This window comes from Agromyces neolithicus (assembly GCF_039529735.1).
Lineage (GTDB): Bacteria > Actinomycetota > Actinomycetes > Actinomycetales > Microbacteriaceae > Agromyces > Agromyces neolithicus.
Map to the genome: position 1 here is coordinate 134,627 of NZ_BAAANJ010000015.1, position 18,228 is coordinate 152,854.

Sequence of the window (18,228 nt, forward strand, 5' to 3'; positions counted from 1 at the left end):
TCGAGCATCCGTGACCCTGCGAACGATCGATTCCCTCGGTCCGCTCGCCGGCAAGCGCGTTGTCGTCCGTTGCGACCTGAACGTCCCCCTGCGGGACGCGGTCATCACGGACGACGGCCGCGTGCGGGCGTCGGTCCCCACGCTCCAGGCCCTCGTCGGCCAGGGCGCCCGCGTCATCGTGATCTCCCATCTGGGACGACCCGACGGCGCACCCGATGCGAAGTACAGCCTCGCGCCCGTTGCGGCACGCCTCGGTGAGCTGCTCGACGCTCCGGTCGCCTTCGCGACCGACACCGTAGGGGCCGATGCCACGGCCAAGGTCGCCGCGCTCGGTGACGGCGAGGTGCTCGTGCTCGAGAACCTCAGGTTCAACGCCGGCGAGACCTCGAAGAACGAGGCCGAGCGCACCGCGTTCGCGGGAGAACTGGCCGCGTTCGCCGATGCGGTCGTCTCCGACGGCTTCGGCGTCGTGCACCGCAAGCAGGCGAGCGTCTACGAACTCGAGCAGGTGCTGCCGAGCGCTGCCGGCCTCCTGATCGATGCCGAGCTCGACGTACTCGACCGTCTCACCGAGAATCCTGAGCGCCCCTACACCGTCGTGCTCGGCGGCTCGAAGGTGTCCGACAAGCTCGGCGTCATCGCCCACCTGCTTCCCCGGGTCGACAGGCTGCTGATCGGCGGCGGAATGCTCTTCACGTTCCTCGCCGCCCAGGGGCACAAGGTCGGCTCGAGTCTGCTCGAAGCCGACCAGATCGAGACCGTCGCGGGCTACCTCGCCGAGGCCGCCGAGCGCGGTGTCGAGATCGTGCTGCCCACCGACGTCGTTGTGGCGGCGTCGTTCTCGGCCGACGCCGAGCACGTCGTCACGGCGGCCGATGCCATCGAGCAGACGCCGTTCGGGGCAGCGGGACTGGGGCTCGACATCGGCCCCGAGACATCCGCAGCATTCGCGGGGCACATCCGCGACTCGAAGACCGTGTTCTGGAACGGACCCATGGGCGTCTTCGAACTTGCGCCGTTCGCCGCCGGAACGCGCGCGATCGCCGAGGCCCTCACCGAGGTCGACGGACTCAGCGTCGTCGGTGGCGGGGATTCAGCCGCGGCTGTTCGCCAGCTCGGATTCGACGACGACCGATTCGGCCACATCTCGACGGGCGGAGGCGCAAGCCTCGAGTTCCTCGAAGGCAAACAACTCCCCGGACTGGAGGTCCTCGGATGGCAGTGAAGCGCACCCCGTTCATCGCGGGCAACTGGAAGATGAACCTCGATCACCTGCAGTCGATCGCGTTCGTACAGAAGCTCGCGTGGTCGCTCGCCGACGCGCGGCATGACTTCGCCGATGCCGAGGTCGCGGTGTTCCCGCCGTGCACCGACCTGCGCTCGGTGCAGACCCTCGTCGCGGCCGACTCGCTGCCGATCGGCTACGGCGCGCAAGACCTGTCGGCATACGACTCCGGCGCCTACACCGGCGAGATCTCAGGCGCCTTCCTCTCACAGCTCGGCTGCGGCTACGTGATCATCGGCCACTCCGAGCGCCGCACCCTGCACGGTGAGACCGACGCCGACGTCAACGCCAAGATCAAGGCCGCGCACCGACACGGGCTCGTCCCGGTCGTCTGCGTGGGCGAGACGGCCGAAAACCTCGAGGCGCACGGCCCGAGCGCGGTTCCGGTGGCGCAGCTGCGCGCCGCGCTCGAGGGCATCGACGGGTCGAAGGGGCTCGTGGTGGCGTACGAGCCCGTGTGGGCGATCGGTTCGGGGCAGGCGGCGACGCCCGCCCAGGCCGAGCAGGTGGCCGTGGCGCTTCGCGGCCTGCTCGCCGAACTCGTCGGCGACGAGGTCGCGCAGGCCACCCGTGTGCTCTACGGCGGTTCGGTCAAAGCGGCCAACATCGCATCGTTCCTGCGTGAGCCGAACGTCGACGGCGCGCTCGTCGGTGGTGCGAGTCTCGACATCGACGAGTTCTCGAGCATCATCAGGTTCAAGAAGCACGTCGGCGCCTGACGCGTCGTCCTGAAGGGCGCCGCGAAGTGCGGCTATACTCGATACGGCATTGACCCCCTGCGTCGTGCCCGGAAAGGTTCACCGTGGAGATTCTCCAGGTCGTCCTGCAGGTGCTGCTCGGTCTCACGAGCCTCCTGCTGACGCTGCTCATCCTGCTGCACAAGGGCCGTGGCGGCGGTCTCTCCGACATGTTCGGGGGCGGTGTCACGTCGAGCCTCGGGGCGTCGGGTGTCGCTGAGCGCAACCTGAACCGCATCACGGTGATCCTCGGCATCGTGTGGATCACGTGCATCGTGGTGCTCGGGCTGATCACCAAGTTCGATTCCGGAATCTGACCAGGAGGCATCAATGGCATCAGGAAACAGCGCCATCCGAGGTTCTCGAGTCGGTGCCGGTCCGATGGGCGAACAAGATCGAGGGTTCCACGCCGATCGCATCGCCGTCAGCTACTGGGACGCACGCGGCAACGAGACCGTTCGCTACTTCGCGGCGAACCTGCCCGAAGAAGAGATCCCCGACGTCATCGACAGCCCGTCGACGGGCCTACCCGCGGGGCGTGATCGCGAGAACCCGCCGTCGGTCTCGAAGCTCGAGCCCTACAAGACGCACCTCGCGTACGTGAAAGAGCGTCGTACCGAAGACGAGGCCGCAGCGCTGCTCGATGACGCGCTCACGCAGCTTCGCACCCGTCGGGGCCAGGCTCCGAAGGACTGACGCGCAACGACGACAGAGGGGGGTGGCCGGTGGCCGCCCCCCTCTGCCGTGCCCGGCAAAGGAAACGCGTCAGTAGTCGCGGGCGATGAGTGACTCGGGCACTTCGGCTGCGGCGTCGTGATCGACGAAGAACACCGTGCGACGACGGCCCTTGATGCCGGCGACGGGCACCTCGTCGCGGCTCGCGCCGGCGAGGGCGAGCCCGAGCGCCGAAGCCTTGTCGGCCCCTGCCAGCACGAGCCAGATGCGCTGCGAGGCGTTGATGACGGGACGCGTGAGACTGAGCCGCTCGGGCGGCGGCTTCGGCGAGTTGCGCACCGGGATGACGGTGCGGTCGGTGACCTGGATTCCCGAACGGTGAGGGAACAGTGACGCGATGTGCCCATCGGGGCCGACCCCGAGAAAGGTGATGTCGAAGATCGGGTGCGGTAACCCGTCGACCCCGTGATCAGCGAGTTCGGCGGCGTAGTCGACGGCCGCCTCGTCGAGGGTGAGCCCCGAGTCGGAGGTCGGGAACGGGTGCAGGTTGGACTCGGGCAGATCGAGGTCGTCGAGCAGGGCCACGCGGGACTGCTCGTCGTTGCGCTCGGCGTCACGCTCGGGCACCCAGCGTTCGTCGCCCCACCAGAAGTGCACCCGCGACCAATCGATCGACATGCGCGCGGGGGAGGCCGCGACGGCCTCGAGCACCGCCGAGCCCATGGAGCCGCCGGTGAGCACGATATGCACGACCGCCTGCGCATCGAGCAGGTCGAGCGTCTTCGTGACGAATCGGGCCGCGACCGCGCTCGCGAGACTCGCTTTGTCGGGATGTACGAGGACGCGCCGTTCGTTCGTCACGCAGTGACCTCCTCGACACTGTCGGCGAGTTGAGCGAGACCGCTCCTGATGACTTCACCGTACAGCTCATCGGGGTCGAGGCGCCGAAGCTCGTCGGCGAGGCAGTCGCGAAGCGTGCGACGAGGGAGCGCGACATCGTGCGTGGGCTGGCTCGGCTGTCGAAGCGTCGCGACGCCGGGCACGTCGCGGACGAGTTCGATCGTTCCGCTCGCGCGCTCGAGGTGCACCCCATGGATGCCGTGCGATCCTGCCTCTACACCGGTGAGCCGGCAGGCCGATGGCGCGCCGAGCTGCAGCCTGAGCCACGCCGCGAGCAGCGTCGTCGACGGCGAGTCGATCGCCCCGGTGACGTGCACACCCGTGACCGGCTCGTACGGCGGCTGATCGAGCACAGCGGCGAGCTGGGCGCGCCAGAGCGTGAGCCTCGTCCACGCGAAGTCTGCGTCGCCCGGCATGTAGCTCGCCGCGAGCGCATGAAGCGCAGCCTGCGGGTCGGCCTGGGTCGAGGCATCCGTGATTCGCCTCTGTGCGATGCGGCCGAGCGGCGAGGTACCGGGCACCTCAGGAGCGGCGCCGGGCCACCAGGTGACGACCGGCGCATCGGGCAGGAGGAGCCCCATGACGAGGCTCTCCTCATCGCGGGCCGCGTCTCCCCAGGCACGCAGCACGATCACCTCGCTCGCACCCGCGTCGCCGCCGACGCGGATCTCGGCGTCGAGTCGAGGTGCAACCTCGGAGGATTCGGTGCCTGGCTCGGTCGAGACCACGATGACGCGCATCGGGTGCTCGCGCGATGCGTCGTTGGCGGCCTCGATGGCCTCCTCTTCGTCGCCGGGCGCCGTGGCGATGACGAGGGTCAACACGCGTCCGAGGGCGACGACACCGCCCTCTTCGCGGATCTTGACGAGCGCCTTCGAGACGAGGCTGGTGGTGGTATCGGGAAGGTCGACGATCATGGGCGTCTCCAGGTTCGGCCGTCGCGGGCGAGGAGTTCGTCTGCAGAACTCGGCCCCCACGTTCCGGGGCGGTACTGCTCGGGTTGCCCTTGCGTCGCCCAGAACTCCTCGATCGGGTCGAGGATCTTCCACGAGAGCTCGACCTCCTCCTGGCGGGGGAACAGCGGCGGATCGCCGAGCAGCACGTCGAGGATGAGCCGTTCGTACGCTTCGGGGCTCGCCTCGGTGAACGCGTGGCCGTAGCCGAAGTCCATCGTGACGTCGCGAACCTGCATGCCGGCGCCGGGCACCTTCGAGCCGAAGCGGATCGTCACGCCCTCGTCGGGCTGCACGCGGATGACCAGCGCGTTCTGGCCCAGCTGCGAGGTCTGGCTGTCGGCGAATACCTGTTGCGGCGCCCGCTTGAACACCACGGCGATCTCGGTGACGCGGCGACCGAGGCGCTTGCCGGCACGCAAGTAGAACGGAACGCCCGCCCAGCGGCGTGTGCCGATGGTGAGCTTCATCGCGGCATAGGTCTCGGTCGTCGACTCGGGGTTCATGCCGTCTTCGTCGAGGAAGCCGATGACCTTCTCGCCGCCCTGCCACCCGCCGGCGTACTGGCCGCGTGCGGTGCCCGTTGCCAGGTCTTCGGGCAGGCGGACCGCGGCGAGGATCTTCTCCTTCTCGGCGCGCAGGTCACCGGCCTCGAACGAGATCGGCTCCTCCATGGCCGTGAGGGCGAGCAACTGCAGCAGGTGGTTCTGGATGACGTCGCGTGCCGCGCCGATGCCGTCGTAGTACCCGGCGCGACCGCCGACCCCGATGTCTTCGGCCATCGTGATCTGCACGTGGTCGACGTAGTTCGCGTTCCAGATGGGCTCGTAAAGCTGGTTCGCGAACCGCAGAGCCAAGATGTTCTGCACGGTCTCTTTGCCGAGGTAGTGGTCGATGCGGAACACCGAGTCGGGCGGGAACACCGAGGCAACCACGTCGTTCAGCTCGCGTGCCGTCGTGAGGTCGCTGCCGAACGGCTTCTCGATGACGACGCGTCGCCACTGGTTGTCGTGCTGCTCGGTGAGACCCGAGCGCTTGAGCTGCTCGGTGACGATCGGGAACGACTTCGGCGGAATGGACAGGTAGAACGCGTGATTGCCCATCGTTCCGCGCTCGCGATCGAGTTGTTGCACGACGTCGCGGAGTCGATCGAACGCCGCGTCGTCGTCGAAGTCGCCCGGCACGAACCGGATGCCCTGCGCGAGCTGGCGCCAGACATCTTCACGGAACTCGGTTCGCGCGTGTTGCTTCACCGAATCGTGGACGACTTGCTCGAAGTCCTGGTCGGCCCAGTCGCGACGGGCGAACCCTACGAGTGCGAACCCGGGTGGCAGCAGGCCGCGGTTCGCGAGGTCGTAGACCGCCGGCATCAGCTTCTTGCGCGACAGGTCACCCGTCACGCCGAAGATGATGAGGCCCGATGGGCCCGCGATGCGATTGAGCCGGTAGTCCTTGGGGGAGCGGAGCGGGTTGTGCCCCGCGGTGATCGGGACCGGTTGCATGCGTCTTCCTTCGCGGATCAGCCGATGGCGTCGAGCAGTGCCGCGACATTCGCGGCCGGATCGGTCAGCGTCAGAGTGAGCACCGGACGACCGTGGTCGGCGAGCACGCTCGCGTCACCCGATGCCTGAGCCGCGATGAGCTGGCCGAAGGTGAAGGGCCGCTCGGTGATCGCGAGGTCTTCGACCGGTGACTGCGTGATCTGCAGGAACACGCCGACGGCGGGACCGCCCTTGTGGAACTGCCCGGTGGAGTGCAGGAAGCGCGGGCCCCAGCCGAACGTGACAGGGCGACCCGAGCGCGCTGCGAGGAGGTCGCGGATGCGGGCGACCTCGGGGTTCGCGACCCGGTCGACATATGCCTGCACCGAGATATAGCCGTTGTCGGGCAGCTCTTCGAGGAGCACCTCGATCGCCGACTCGAGGTCGCTCGACGCGCCGATGACCTCGGGAGTGCCGCGCACCTCGATGCCGTCGACGACGAAGGCGGCGGGCTCGGGTGCGGGGCGTGCATCGAGCAGGCCGCGTGCCGCGATCTTCGCCGACTCGACGTCGGGCTGGTCGAACGGGTTGATGCCGAGGATGCGCCCTGCGACCGCGGTCGCGTACTCCCAGACGAGCAGCTGCGCGCCGAGGCTTCCGGACACCCGGATCTCGCCGGTGTCGTGACGGCTGAAGATCTCGTCACCCGCGTCGTCGACGAGTCGCACGACCTGCACGTCGGGCAGGCCTGCCGTCAGCTCGGGTGCGTCGACGTCGAGCACGACGGGCAGGATGCCGGTGCCCTCCTTGCCGGTGGACTCGGCGATGAGCTGCTCGGCCCAGTCGGCGAAGCCGACGATGTGCGTGCCGTCGGCGACGATCGCGAGTTTGTCGCGCAGCGGCACCGTGGCGGAGATCGCCGCGCCGAGCACGAGTCCGGGGTTCTCGGGGCTGTCGATCGCGAGCGAGAGTTCGATCGTCTCTGCCTCGTCGAGGATCTCGGAGATGTCGACACCGGCGAGCCCTGACGGCACGAGGCCGAACGCGGTCAGCGCCGAGTAGCGGCCGCCGACGTTCGGGTCGGCGTTGAACACGCGATAGCCCGCGGCTCGCGCCGACTCGTCGAGGGGCGAGCCGGGGTCGGTCACGACGACGATGCGCTTGGCCGGGTCGATGCCGGCGTCGCGGAACGCCTGCTCGTAGGCGCGGCGCTGGCTGTCGGTCTCGACGGTCGAGCCCGACTTCGACGAGACGACGAGGGCGGATGCCTCGAGCCGGTCACCGAGCGCGGCGAGCACCTGCCCCGGCTCGGTGGAGTCGAGCACGGTGAGGTCGACGCGCGCCGTGCGCGTGATGACCTCGGGCGCGAGTGACGACCCGCCCATGCCGCCGAGCACGATGTGACTGACGCCGTCGGCCTCGAGCTGCTCGCGGAGCGCCTCGATCTCGGCGACGAGCGGACGGGACACGGCGACGGCCTCGGTCCAGCCGAGACGCTTCGCCGACTCGGCCTCAGCCTCGGGCCCCCAGAGCGCGGCGTCTTGCGCGGTGATGCCGCTCGCGACCAGGTCGCTCACGAGGCCGGGAACGGTTCGGCGCACCGCGTCGGCGGCTGCGCCGCTGACCGAGATGCGGAAGCTCATCGAGCCGCCTCCAGCGCGGTGCGGACGCTGTCGATGAGCTCGCCCCACGAGACGATGAACTTCTCGACGCCCTCGTTCTCGAGGGTGAGCGTCACGTCGTCGTAGTCGACGCCGACAGCGGCGAGCGCGTCGAGCACGGCGCCGGCGTCGGCGTAGGCGCCAGTGACGGTGTCGCCCGCGATGACCCCGTGGTCGAACGTGGCCTCGAGGGTCTTCTCGGGCATCGTGTTGACGACGCCGGCCGCCACCAGCTCGGTGACGTAGAGGGTGTCGGGCAGCGCCGGGTCCTTGACACCGGTCGAGGCCCACAGCGGCCGCTGGCGGTTCGCGCCGGCGGCGAGCAGGGCGGCGGCCCGCTCGGTGGCGAACTCCTCTTCGTAGAGCTGGTAGGCCAGGCGAGCGTTGGCCACGCCGGCCTTGCTCTTGAGGGCGAGGGCCTCAGGGGTGCCGATCGCGGTGAGGCGCTTGTCGATCTCGGTGTCGACGCGCGAGACGAAGAACGACGCGACCGAGTGGATCGTCGAGAGGTCGATGCCCGCCTCCTTGGCCTGCTCGAGCCCCGAGAAGTACGCGTGGATGACCTCGCGGTAGCGGTCGAGGCTGAAGATCAGCGTGATGTTCACGCTGATGCCGGAAGCCGTCGCCGCCGTGATCGCTTCGAGCCCCTCGTGCGTCGCCGGGATCTTGATGAGCGCGTTCGGCCGGTCGACCTTGGTCCAGAGTGCCTTCGCCTCGGCGATGGTGCCCGCGGTGTCGCGAGCGAGCCCCGGGGCGACCTCGATCGAGACGCGCCCGTCGACGCCGCCGGTGCGGTTGAAGACGGGCCGGAACACGTCGGAGGCCGCGCGCACGTCGTCTGTCGTGATGTCGAAGATCGCGGTGTCGACGTCGGCGCCCGCGACGGCGAGCTCGTGAAGGTGGTCGTGGTACGTGTCGCTCTTCAGCGCGGCGGCGAAGATCGTCGGGTTCGTCGTGACGCCGACGACGTTGCGGTCGGCGATGAGTCGCTCGAGGTCGCCGGTGACGAGGCGTTCACGTGAGAGGTCGTCGAGCCAGATGCTGACGCCGGCCCCGGAAAGGGCTGCAGTGGGGGAGTTGGTCATGTGGGTGTCTCCTCTTCAGGCGCGCGTCAGGCCGACGCGAGCGATTCCTTGGCGGCGGCGACGACGGCTTCAGCCGTGATGCCGAACTCGCGGAACAGGGTCTTGTAGTCGGCGGATGCACCGAAGTGCTCGATCGAGACGGCACGGCCGCGGTCGCCGATGTAGCGCTGCCAGGTGAGTGCGACGCCGGCCTCGACCGACACACGAGCGGTGACGGCGGCGGGCAGCACCTGCTCACGGTACTCGGCGGGCTGCTGCTCGAACCACTCGAGGCTCGGCGCCGACACGACCCGGGCGTTAACACCCTCGGCGGCGAGTGTCGCGCGCGCCGCGAGGGCGAGCTGCACCTCGGAACCGGTGGCGATGAGGATCACGTCGGGCGTGCCGCCCGCGGCCTCTGCGAGCACGTAGGCGCCCTTCGACAGGTTGGATGCCGCGGCGAGCGTTTCGCCCGACGCGTCACCGTCGCCCCGCTCGAACACCGGGATGTTCTGGCGGGTCAGGGCGATGCCCGACGGGGCATCCGCTCGCTTCAGAACCTCGAGCCACGCATACGCGACCTCGTTGGCATCGGCCGGGCGCACGACCGTGAAGCCGGGAATCGCACGCAGGGTCGCGAGCTGCTCGATGGGCTGGTGGGTCGGGCCGTCTTCGCCGAGCGCGACGGAGTCGTGCGTCCACACGAAGATCGAGGGGACCTTCATGAGGGCGGCGAGGCGCACCGCAGGGCGCATGTAGTCGCTGAAGATCAGGAACGTGCCGCCGAACGCGCGGGTCGGCCCGTGCAGGACGATGCCGTTGACGATCGCACCCATGGCGTGCTCGCGGATGCCGAAGTGCAGCACCCGGCCGTAGGGGTTGCCCGAGAACTCGTGCGTGGACCACTCGGTCGGGATGAACGAGGGTGCGCCGTTGATGGTGGTCAGGTTCGACTCGGCGAGGTCGGCGGAGCCGCCCCAGAGCTCGGGCAGCACACCGGCGAGCGCGTTGATGACCTTGCCTGACGCAGCGCGCGTCGACAGCTCGGTTCCGCCTTCGAAGACGGGCAGCGCCGACTCGATGTCGTCGGGCAGTTCGCCTGCCTCGAGCCGGTCGAGCAGCGCCTTGCGCTCGGGGTTGGCTGCGGCCCACGCGTCGAACGCGGACTGCCACTCGGCGCGCGCGGCAGCGCCGCGCTCACCGGCGAGCCGGGTGTGCGCGATCACGTCGTCGGCGACCACGAAGTTCTGCTCGGGATCGAAGCCGAGCACCTGCTTCGTCGCGGCGAGTTCGGCCGCACCGAGCGCCGAACCATGGATTTTGCCGGTGTTCTGCTTGCCGGGGCTCGGCCAGCCGATGATCGTCTTCAGGATGATGATCGATGGCTTCGAGGACTCGCCCTTCGCCGCCTCGAGTGCGGTGTGCAGTTCGGCGACGTCTTCGACGTATTCGCCCGTCTTCTTCCAGTCGACCGTCTGCACATGCCAGCCGTAGGCCTCGTACCGCTTGGCGACGTCTTCGGTGAACGCGATGTTCGTGTCGTCTTCGATGGAGATCTGGTTGGAGTCGTAGATGACGACCAGGTTGCCCAGCTGCTGGTGGCCGGCGAGCGACGACGCCTCGCTCGTGACACCCTCTTGAAGGTCGCCGTCACCCGCGATCACGTAGACGAAGTGGTCGAACGGCGACGTGCCCGGCGCCGCGTCAGGGTCGAACAGGCCGCGCTCGTAGCGCGAGGCGTATGCGAACCCAACTGCAGAGGACAGGCCCTGACCGAGCGGACCCGTGGTGATCTCGACACCGTCGGTGTGCCCGAACTCGGGGTGCCCGGGGGTCTTCGAAGCCCAGGTGCGCAGCGACTCGAGGTCGTGCAGCTCGAGGCCGTCACCCGCGAGGTACAGCTGCACGTACTGCGTCAGCGAGCTGTGGCCGGCCGAGAGGATGAATCGGTCGCGACCGAGCCACGCGTGGTCGGCTGGATCGCGCCGCATGACCTTCTGGAACAACAGGTACGCGGCGGGCGCGAGGCTCATCGCGGTTCCGGGGTGCCCGTTGCCGACCTTCTCGACGGCGTCGGCCGCGAGCACTCGGGCCGTGTCGACCGCCCGATCGTCGATGGGTTCCCACTGGAGATTTGCCACGAGCTGCTGTTCCTTCCGATCATGAAGGGTCGGGAACCATGCGGCCCCGACCCGCCGAGGACGTTCTGGCGCGGTTCCGCCACGGGGCGGAGAGCACCCGGGAACGTCGTCTGGACGACGTCTGGGGGAACCCGCGACACGAGGCGCGCATTCCTCAGTATATGGATGTCGGGCGTTGTGTGACGGGCTGTGTCTCACAGCGGCAACCGGCTGCCGTGAGGTCTCGGCACGGGGGCGCTCGGGTCGCCGTTGCCCGTCGCCCCGATGGCCTAGACTCGATGAGGGTGCGTGGGGAGTCGTGTCGTGCCCACGCCCAGAAGAGGAACGATGAAGGCAGCCGCACACACTCGCGAGTCGCGACCTCAGATGACGGTGCGGCGCAAGCTCACCGCCTACCTCGCACTCACGAAGCCGCGAGTCATCGAGTTGCTGCTGGTGGTCACGGCGCCCACGATGATCCTGGCGCAGCAGGGCCTGCCGAACCTCTGGCTGCTCATCGCCACGCTCATCGGTGGTGCCATGAGCGCCGGCTCCGCCGGCGCGTTCAACTGCTATATCGACCGAGACATCGACCGTGTGATGAAGCGCACACAGGGGCGCCCGCTTGTCACGGGCGAACTGACCGACCGCGAGGCGCTCGTCTTCGCTTATGGCTTGGGCATCGCGTCGATCGTGTGGCTCGGCGTCTTCACCAACTGGCTCGCCGCAGCACTCTCGCTCGCCGCGATCCTGCTCTACGTCGTCTTCTACAGTCTCATCCTCAAGCGCCGCACGTCGCAGAACATCGTCTGGGGCGGCGTCGCCGGGTGCATGCCCGTGCTCATCGGCTGGGCTGCTGTCACGGGCAGCCTCGACTGGCCGCCGTTCATCCTGTTCCTCATCATCTTCCTTTGGACCCCGCCGCACTACTGGCCGCTGTCGATGAAGTACAAAGACGACTACGCGGCCGCCGGCGTGCCGATGCTCGCGGTCGTGCGCGGCCGGGCGCAGGTCGGCCTGCAGGTGATCCTCTACGCGTGGGCGACGGTCGCGTGCTCGTTGCTGCTCATCCCGATCGCCGACATGGGACTCGTCTACTCGACCGTCGCGCTCGTCACGGGCGTCTGGTTCATCTACGAGACGCACCGCCTCTACAACCTCGCGATCCGGCACGAGAAGGTCTCGCCGATGCGGGTGTTCCACGGCTCGATCATGTACCTGTCGCTGCTGTTCCTCGCGATCGGCATCGACCCGCTGCTGCCGTTCTGAGTCGGTGCGGCGCCGCAATTTCGGCGATCACCACGGCTTCGGGTCAGATCGAACCGAAGGTGCCGAAGTTGCGGTGATCTCCGATCATGGTGTGCGGGATCATTCCTCAACAGCGAGCCGAGCCGGGCAGGTCTCCACAACTTGGATACGCGGCCGCAGGCGGTTCGACTCGGGCGTCACGATGAAGGAATGCACGACCTCGAACTGACCTTGCGCCGAAGCGGCGGTGTGGCGAAGATGACAAGCCTCCAGGCTGCTGGCCACACCCGACATCGTCTCCGGCGAGCCCTCGCCGACGGACGACTCGTTCGGGTGCGGCGCAACTGGGTGGCGCTCCCGCACGCCGATCGGGAACTCGTGATGGCGGCCCGTGGCGGGGTCGTTCTCAGCTGCGTTACGCAGGCCAGGCGACTGGGACTCTGGGTGCTTGCCGAGCGCGGGCTCCACGTCGCGATCGATGCTCATGGCGCCGTACCCGCGATCGAGGCGACAGTCCATTGGTCGACGCCGCTGATACCGCGGCACCCGGATGAGTTGGTCGACCCGATTGAGAACGCGCTCGCCCTCATCGCAGGCTGTCAGCCGTTCGAGACGGCACTGGCTGTCTGGGAGTCGGCGCTTCAGAAGGGGACGGTCTCGCGGGAGGTGCTCGCTCGGCTGCCGCTCGGCGCGCAGTCGAGACGTCTGCTCGGGGCCGCCACGCCGTTCTCCGACTCGGGTCTCGAGTCGTTGCTCTTGACCCGCCTGCGGTGGTTGGGAATCCGGATCATCCCACAGGCGTGGATCGAGGGTCATCGGGTCGACTTCCTGCTCGGCGAGCGGCTCGTCGTGCAGATCGACGGCGGACACCACGTCGGCGAGCAGCGTGCAGAGGACAATGCGCACGATGCGGCGCTCGTGGTGCGCGGGTATCACGTGATCCGGGTTGGATACCAGCAGATCGTCGATGATTGGCCCCGGGTGCAGGATGTCATCGCTCGGGCCGTCGCACAGGGGCTCCATCGGCGCTGAGCTGAAGCCACGATTTCGGACATCGCCGCGGATTCGGATCGGATCGCACGGATGGCTCCGGGGTCGCGGCGATCTCCGTAGCTGTGGTGGTTGGGGGCTCAGCGGGGTAGCTGTGGTGGTGGGGGCTCAGCGGGCGGATGCCTCGGCGGGAGTGTCTGCCGTTGCCTGCGGCGCTGCCATGGGCCGCTTGAGTCGCAGCACGACGAGCGTCATCGCCGCGGCCGCAAGCGCCGCGAGCACCATGTGCACGCCGACGGCGAGCACCGGCAGCCCGTTGCGCGCCTGGTAGAGCCCGACACCGACCTGCACGACCTCGATGGCGAGCAGCGCGAGCACCCAGCCGTGGGTGGGCAGCTTCAGGCGCCATGCGGCGATGACGAGCACGAGCGTCAGAGCGAGCAGCGCATAGCCCGGCCAGGCGTGCACGTGTTCGAGCAGTTCGGATTCGAATCCGGTGCGGCCGGCGTCGGCGTCGCCCGAGTGGGGACCCGAGCCGGTCGTGAGCACGCCGAACACGATCGTGAGGGCGAGCACGGCGCTCGTCGCGTGGGTGAGGCCCGCGTACCACGCGGGGACGGCGCGTTCGCGCGGGCCGGGGGGCTGGCCCATGCGCGCGAGGAACGCCGCCGTGACGCACACGAGCGCGAGCGACGAGACGTAGTGGAAGCCGACGATGAACGGGTTGAGGCCCGTCCACACGGTGATGCCGCCGACGATGGCCTGTGCGACGATGCCGGCACCCACGATGAACGAGAGCACGAAGAGGTCGCGCCGCTCGCGTCGGATGCGCCACACGAGTACGAACACCACGAGGGCGAGGATGCCGACGACCCCGGTCATCAGCCGGTTGCCGAACTCGATGAGCGAGTGATAACTCAGCTCGTCGGTCGGAACAAGCGAATCGGGCGTGCAGGTGGGCCAGGTGGGACATCCGAGACCCGAACCGGTCAGGCGCACCGCGCCGCCCGTCGCGATGATCGCCACCTGCGCGATGAACGAAGCCCAGGCGAAGGTGCGGAGAGTGCGGGTCACGCGCGTAGTTCCTGATCTGGACGCCTGTGCAGGTGCTGGGTGGTCGGACCCGGCGACACGGCGACCCTGTAGACTCGAAGGGCTGGAGATTCCCGCGAGGCGCGCGACAACGCGATGCGGGTACCCAGCCATCTTAGGTTCGCACTGACGCCACCCGCACATCATCCCCCGATCAGCGAGCACCTCGACTCGACGAGGGGAATGAGCCGGACTCATATTCGGTTGCACGGGAGGAGAAGAGGGAGAGCATGACGGACGTACTGATCGACCGCCCCGAACTGGAAGGGCTCGGCACGTACGAGTTCGGCTGGGCCGACTCCGACGCGGCCGGGGCATCCGCCCGGCGCGGCATCTCGCCGGAGGTGGTCGCCGACATCTCGGCGCTGAAGGCTGAACCCGAATGGATGCTCCAGCGACGCCAGCGTGCGCTGCAGCTCTTCGAGCGCAAGCCCATGCCGACCTGGGGTGCCGATCTCTCGGAGATCGACTTCGACAACATCAAGTACTTCGTGCGCTCGACCGAGAAGCAGGCCCAGACCTGGGAAGACCTGCCCGACGACATCAAGAACACCTACGAGAAGCTCGGCATCCCCGAGGCCGAGCGCCAACGTCTCGTCGCGGGCGTCGCCGCGCAGTACGAGTCCGAGGTGGTCTACCACCAGATCAACGAAGAGCTCGAGCGCCAGGGTGTCATCTTCATGGACACCGACACCGCGCTGAAAGAGCACCCCGAGTTCTTCGAGGAGTACTTCGGCACCGTCATCCCGGCCGGTGACAACAAGTTCGCCGCGCTGAACACCGCGGTCTGGTCGGGCGGCTCGTTCGTGTACGTGCCCCCGGGCGTGCACGTCGAGATCCCGCTGCAGGCCTACTTCCGCATCAACACCGAGAACATGGGTCAGTTCGAGCGCACGCTCATCATCGCCGACGAGGGCAGCTACGTGCACTACATCGAGGGCTGCACCGCCCCGATCTACAAGAGCGACTCCCTGCACTCCGCCGTCGTCGAGATCATCGTGAAGAAGAACGCCCGCGTTCGCTACACGACGATCCAGAACTGGTCGAACAACGTCTACAACCTCGTCACCAAACGCGCCACGGCCGCCGAGGGCGCCACCATGGAGTGGGTCGACGGCAACATCGGCTCGAAGGTCACGATGAAGTACCCGTCGATCTTCCTCATGGGCGAGCACGCCAAGGGCGAAACCCTCTCGGTGGCATTCGCGGGCCCGGGCCAGCACCAAGACGCGGGCGCCAAGATGATCCACATGGCTCCGTACACCCAGTCGTCGATCGTCTCGAAGTCGATCGCCCGCGGCGGCGGTCGCGCCGGATACCGCGGCGAGGTGCGCGTCGACGCCAATGCCCACCACTCGGCGAACACGGTGCGCTGCGACGCCCTGCTCGTCGACACCATCTCGCGCAGCGACACCTACCCGGCGATCGACATCCGCGTCGACGACGTGCAGCTCGGCCACGAGGCCACGGTGTCGAAGGTCAGCGAAGAGCAGCTCTTCTACCTGATGTCCCGGGGCCTTCCCGAAGACGAGGCCATGGCCATGATCGTGCGCGGCTTCATCGAGCCCATCGCGCGTGAGCTGCCGATGGAATACGCGATGGAACTCAACAAGCTCATCGAGATGGGCATGGAAGGATCGGTGGGCTGAGAGTGACCGCCCAGATGACCAGCACAGCACAGCGTTCATCTCCCATGGCCACGGCAGGACAGCACGGCTTCGTCGCGCACTCCGACGGCGCATTCGTACCGGTGCAGACGCGCTCCGAGCGGTTCCGTTCGGTCAACGTCGACGACTTCGAGCCGGTCAACGGCCGCGAGCACGAGTGGAAGCTCTCGCCTGTCGCCGCCTTCGCCGACCTCACGGCCGGAGATCTCGACGGCTCGCGCCTGTCGATCGAGGCGGCGGATGTCCCGGGCGTGGCGATCTCGTGGATCGATCGCACCGACGACCGCATCGGGGCCGCAGGCATTCCCGAAGACCGTGCGAGCGCCAACGCCTGGTCGAGGTTCGACGAGGCGTTGCTCGTGTCGGTGAGCGGAGAAGACGAGAAGGTCGCGGTCATCACCCGATCGGGTCTCGGCAACTCACCCCGCGCCGCGCACACTGTCATCGAGGCCGCGCCGTTCAGCCGTGCGCTCATCGTGCTGCACGGAATCGGCGACGCCCGACTCAGCGAGAACGTCGAGATCCTCGTCGGCGAGGGCGCGTCGCTCACGGTCGTCTCGCTGCAGGAGTGGAGTGACGACTCGGTGCATCTGGCGAGCCAATTCGCACGTCTCAGTCGTGATTCGTTCCTCAAGCACATCGTGGTCTCGCTCGGCGGCAAGGTCGTGCGGGTCAACCCCTCGACCCACCTGGCCGAGCAGGGCGCCGACATCGAGGCGCTCGGCCTCTACTTCGCCGATGCGGGCCAGCACCTCGAGCAGCAGGTGTTCGTGCACCACGACGCCCCGCACACGAAGAGCCGCGTCACCTACAAGGGTGCGCTGCAGGGCACCGGCGCGCGCACCGTGTGGATCGGCGACGTGCTGATCGGCCCGAAGGCGACCGGCACCGACAGCTACGAGCAGAACCGCAACCTCGTGCTCACCGACGGCACGCGCGCCGACTCGGTGCCGAACCTCGAGATCGAGACGGGAGACATCGCGGGTGCCGGCCACGCGAGCGCCACCGGGCGCTTCGACGACGAGCAGCTGTTCTACCTCATGGCTCGCGGCATTCGCGAAGACGAGGCGCGGCGCCTCGTCGTGCGCGGGTTCCTCACCGAGATCGTGCAGAAGATCGGCTCGCCCGAGCTCGAGGCGCGCCTCACGGCGGCGATCGAAGCCGAATTGCAGGGCGACTGACATGGCCGCGGTTCGGGTGTGCGGGGTCGACGACCTCGCGGTCAACGAGGCGTCGCGGGTCGTCGTCGACGGCGTGCCGATCGCGCTCGTCAAAGACGCCGCGGGCGACATCTTCGCCATCGGCGACACGTGCACGCACGGCGACATCTCGCTCGCCGAGGGGTTCGTAGAAAATGACACGCTCGAGTGCTGGGCCCACGGCTCGATGTTCTCGCTGAGGACCGGCAAGCCCCTCACCCTCCCGGCCTACGAGCCGGTCCCCGTCTACCAGGTGCAGATCGAGGGCGGCGACGTCCTCATCGACCCCGCGGTCACACTGACCGTCTGAAACCTTCCGGCCAGCGCGGCCGATCAACGAAAGAGACCAACCAGAACATGTCTGTGCTCGAGATCAAGAACCTGCACGTCAACGTCGAGACCGAACAGGGCACCCGCGAGATCCTGCGCGGTGTCGACCTCGTCATCAAGAAGGGCGAGATCCACGCGATCATGGGCCCGAACGGCTCGGGCAAGTCGACCCTCGCCTACACGATCGCCGGCCACCCGAAGTACACCGTCGTCGACGGCGAGATCCTGCTCGACGGCGAGAACGTGCTCGAGATGACGGTCGACGAGCGTGCTCGTGCGGGCCTGTTCCTCGCCATGCAGTACCCCGTCGAGATTCCCGGCGTGACCGTCACGAACTTCCTCCGCACCGCGAAGACCGCGATCGACGGCGAGGCGCCGTCAGTGCGTCACTGGGTGAAAGACGTGCGCGAGTCGATGGCGAACCTCAAGATGGACAAGGCATTCGCCGAGCGCAACGTCAATGAGGGCTTCTCGGGTGGCGAGAAGAAGCGTAACGAGATTCTGCAGCTCGAGTTGCTGAAGCCGAACTTCGCGGTGCTCGACGAGACCGACTCGGGTCTCGACGTCGACGCACTCAAGATCGTCTCCGAGGGCGTCAACCGGGCGATGGCGAACACCGGCCTCGGTGTGCTGCTCATCACCCACTACACGCGCATCCTGCGCTACATCAAGCCCGACTTCGTGCACGTGTTCGTCGCCGGCCGCATCGCCGAACAGGGCGGCCCCGAGCTCGCCGACCGGCTCGAAGAAGAGGGCTACGACCGCTACCACGTCGCCGAGGCGGCCTCGGCCGAGACGGTTCCGGCCGAGTAGCGCGCGATTAGAC

Annotated in this window: 18 protein-coding genes; 10 read left to right on the plus strand and 8 right to left on the minus strand. The window is 68.1% G+C overall.

Annotated elements, in window-relative coordinates; genetic code table 11:
- The first annotated feature begins 10 nt into the window (after positions 1 to 10).
- The 4 genes from ABD164_RS14485 to ABD164_RS14500 all read left to right on the plus strand — a co-directional run bounded on the left by ABD164_RS14485 (position 11) and on the right by ABD164_RS14500 (position 2,718).
- Positions 11 to 1,225, plus strand: coding sequence for a phosphoglycerate kinase (locus tag ABD164_RS14485; protein ID WP_344296999.1), 1,215 nt, complete (start codon positions 11 to 13; stop codon positions 1,223 to 1,225).
- Complete coding sequence (tpiA, locus tag ABD164_RS14490; RefSeq protein ID WP_344297000.1) at positions 1,216 to 2,004, plus strand: triose-phosphate isomerase; 789 nt, start codon at positions 1,216 to 1,218, stop codon at positions 2,002 to 2,004. Before ABD164_RS14485 ends, tpiA begins: the two co-directional genes overlap by 10 nt.
- Before the next feature lie 83 nt (positions 2,005 to 2,087).
- Positions 2,088 to 2,339 carry a preprotein translocase subunit SecG gene (gene secG, locus ABD164_RS14495; RefSeq protein ID WP_344297001.1) on the plus strand — a complete coding sequence of 84 codons (252 nt, stop codon included), beginning with the start codon at positions 2,088 to 2,090 and terminating at the stop codon, positions 2,337 to 2,339.
- Positions 2,340 to 2,352: 13 nt separating this feature from the next.
- Positions 2,353 to 2,718, plus strand: coding sequence for an RNA polymerase-binding protein RbpA (locus ABD164_RS14500; protein ID WP_344297002.1), 366 nt, complete (start codon positions 2,353 to 2,355; stop codon positions 2,716 to 2,718).
- A 69-nt stretch (positions 2,719 to 2,787) separates the two neighbouring features.
- On the opposite strand, the gene pgl is transcribed toward ABD164_RS14500, so the two are convergent.
- From pgl to tkt, 6 genes are read right to left on the minus strand one after another with little or no spacing between them, the layout of a single operon-like run.
- Positions 2,788 to 3,558, minus strand: coding sequence for a 6-phosphogluconolactonase (gene pgl, locus ABD164_RS14505; protein WP_344297003.1), 771 nt, complete (start codon positions 3,556 to 3,558; stop codon positions 2,788 to 2,790).
- Entirely contained in the window at positions 3,555 to 4,514 is a 960-nt protein-coding gene (locus ABD164_RS14510) for a glucose-6-phosphate dehydrogenase assembly protein OpcA (RefSeq protein WP_344297004.1), read from the minus strand. The genes pgl and ABD164_RS14510 overlap by 4 nt, the downstream gene beginning before the upstream one ends.
- A complete protein-coding gene (zwf, locus tag ABD164_RS14515) occupies positions 4,511 to 6,052 on the minus strand; it encodes a glucose-6-phosphate dehydrogenase (RefSeq protein ID WP_344297005.1) in 1,542 nt (513 codons plus the stop codon). The genes ABD164_RS14510 and zwf overlap by 4 nt, the downstream gene beginning before the upstream one ends.
- A 17-nt stretch (positions 6,053 to 6,069) precedes the next feature.
- Entirely contained in the window at positions 6,070 to 7,674 is a 1,605-nt protein-coding gene (locus ABD164_RS14520; RefSeq protein WP_344297006.1) for a glucose-6-phosphate isomerase, read from the minus strand.
- Positions 7,671 to 8,777, minus strand: coding sequence for a transaldolase (gene tal / locus ABD164_RS14525; protein WP_344297007.1), 1,107 nt, complete (start codon positions 8,775 to 8,777; stop codon positions 7,671 to 7,673). Before tal ends, ABD164_RS14520 begins: the two co-directional genes overlap by 4 nt.
- A gap of 26 nt (positions 8,778 to 8,803) precedes the next feature.
- The gene (tkt, locus tag ABD164_RS14530) at positions 8,804 to 10,897 is read right to left on the minus strand and encodes a transketolase (protein WP_344297008.1); all 2,094 of its coding nucleotides are present in this window, start codon (positions 10,895 to 10,897) and stop codon (positions 8,804 to 8,806) included.
- Between the two features lie 327 nt (positions 10,898 to 11,224).
- On the opposite strand from tkt, the gene ABD164_RS14535 reads away from it, so the two are divergent.
- Positions 11,225 to 12,145, plus strand: a complete 921-nt coding sequence (locus ABD164_RS14535; RefSeq protein ID WP_344297009.1) for a heme o synthase — start codon at positions 11,225 to 11,227, stop codon at positions 12,143 to 12,145.
- A gap of 99 nt (positions 12,146 to 12,244) precedes the next feature.
- Here ABD164_RS14535 and ABD164_RS14540 read toward each other — a convergent pair whose 3' ends face one another.
- Positions 12,245 to 12,610 (minus strand): hypothetical protein, encoded by a 366-nt coding sequence (locus tag ABD164_RS14540; protein WP_344297010.1) that lies wholly within the window; start codon positions 12,608 to 12,610, stop codon positions 12,245 to 12,247.
- 69 nt (positions 12,611 to 12,679) lie between these two features.
- On the opposite strand from ABD164_RS14540, the gene ABD164_RS14545 reads away from it, so the two are divergent.
- Positions 12,680 to 13,156, plus strand: a complete 477-nt coding sequence (locus ABD164_RS14545) for an endonuclease domain-containing protein (protein WP_344297011.1) — start codon at positions 12,680 to 12,682, stop codon at positions 13,154 to 13,156.
- 126 nt (positions 13,157 to 13,282) lie between these two features.
- Here the strand turns inward: ABD164_RS14545 and ABD164_RS14550 are convergent, their stop codons facing one another.
- Positions 13,283 to 14,188: a COX15/CtaA family protein gene (locus tag ABD164_RS14550; RefSeq protein WP_344297012.1), complete on the minus strand. Its 906-nt coding sequence runs from the start codon at positions 14,186 to 14,188 to the stop codon at positions 13,283 to 13,285.
- Positions 14,189 to 14,436: 248 nt separating this feature from the next.
- On the opposite strand from ABD164_RS14550, the gene sufB reads away from it, so the two are divergent.
- Genes sufB through sufC form a run of 4 tightly spaced genes read left to right on the plus strand, consistent with a single transcriptional unit; the run spans position 14,437 to position 18,215 of the window.
- On the plus strand, positions 14,437 to 15,855 hold the full coding sequence (gene sufB, locus ABD164_RS14555) for a Fe-S cluster assembly protein SufB (protein ID WP_344297013.1): 1,419 nt from the start codon (positions 14,437 to 14,439) through the stop codon (positions 15,853 to 15,855).
- 44 nt (positions 15,856 to 15,899) lie between these two features.
- Positions 15,900 to 17,054, plus strand: coding sequence for a Fe-S cluster assembly protein SufD (gene sufD, locus ABD164_RS14560; RefSeq protein WP_344297014.1), 1,155 nt, complete (start codon positions 15,900 to 15,902; stop codon positions 17,052 to 17,054).
- 1 nt (position 17,055) lies between these two features.
- A complete protein-coding gene (locus tag ABD164_RS14565) occupies positions 17,056 to 17,382 on the plus strand; it encodes a non-heme iron oxygenase ferredoxin subunit (RefSeq protein WP_344297015.1) in 327 nt (108 codons plus the stop codon).
- Positions 17,383 to 17,429: 47 nt separating this feature from the next.
- On the plus strand, positions 17,430 to 18,215 hold the full coding sequence (sufC, locus tag ABD164_RS14570) for a Fe-S cluster assembly ATPase SufC (RefSeq protein ID WP_344297016.1): 786 nt from the start codon (positions 17,430 to 17,432) through the stop codon (positions 18,213 to 18,215).
- Positions 18,216 to 18,228: the final 13 nt, after the last annotated feature.